General features: G+C 65.8%; 2 protein-coding genes. One reads left to right on the top strand and one right to left on the bottom strand.

All coding sequences use genetic code 11. The features are described from left to right. The coding region (locus AC1DVR_RS23630; RefSeq protein WP_478003068.1) for an FAD-binding oxidoreductase at positions 1–520 on the top strand (520 nt) is incomplete at its 5' end. Between the two features lie 36 nt (positions 521–556). Here AC1DVR_RS23630 and AC1DVR_RS23625 read toward each other — a convergent pair. Further along, on the bottom strand, positions 557–885 hold a 329-nt coding region (locus AC1DVR_RS23625; RefSeq protein ID WP_478003067.1), incomplete at its 5' end, for a DsbA family protein.

The following is an 885-nucleotide window of genomic DNA, read 5'->3' as shown; positions in this document are numbered from 1 at the left end:
GGTGGCAAGTTTTCGGAGCTTGGCCGAGGCCAATGGCTGTGCGGGTTTCCGCTGGRCCCGCGCCGAGGAAGAGCGCAACCGCCTGTGGAAGGCGCGGCACAGCGCCTATAACGCCACGCTCGCCACCCGGCCCGGCTCGCGCGGTTGGCCGACCGATGTCTGCGTGCCGATCGGGGCGCTGGCAGAGTGTCTTTTGCATGCCAAGGACCTTCTGGCCGATTGCCCGGTGCCCTATGCGATCATGGGGCATGTCGGCGACGGCAATTTCCATGTGGTCTTTGCGCTGGACCCCGATCGTCCCGAAGAGGATGCCATCGTGACGCGGATCAATGCCGCCATGGTCCAAAAGGCGCTGGAGGTTGATGGCACCTGCACCGGGGAACATGGCGTGGGGCTGGGCAAGAGCAAATATCTTGTGGCCGAACATGGCCCGGCCTTGGCCGTGATGCGGCGGATCAAGGCGGCGCTGGACCCGGAGGATCTGTTCAACCCCGGCAAGATCCTGCCCCAGGAGGGCTGAGGGCCGCCCCGGATGGGCGACCTTTCCTGTATCGCCTCACGCCACCAGTGCCTTGCCCTTCAGATGGTCTTCCAGGAAGGGCAGGCTGTCCTGGCCCCAGAACAATTCCTCCCCCACCAGATAAGAGGGCAGGCCGAAAACGCCCGCCTTGCGCGCCAGATCAAGGCTTTCGGCCTTGCGGGTGGCGACCTCCGGGCTTTTGGCGAAAGCCTCAAGCGCGGCAAAGTCCAAGCCGGTCGCGGTGGTGATCCGGGCACGGACATCAGCCGCCCCGATATCCTCGGCCCGGCCCCAAAAGGCCTGATGCAGGGCGCGGGCAAGGGCCAGCCAGTCTTCGCCGCGCAGATAGGCCGCCACGACCAGAT

Source organism: Rhodobacter sp. P2_H5 (genome assembly GCF_056403335.1).
The sequence above is the reverse complement of the archived record's forward strand: the minus strand, read 5'-3'. Positions and strand labels throughout refer to the sequence as shown.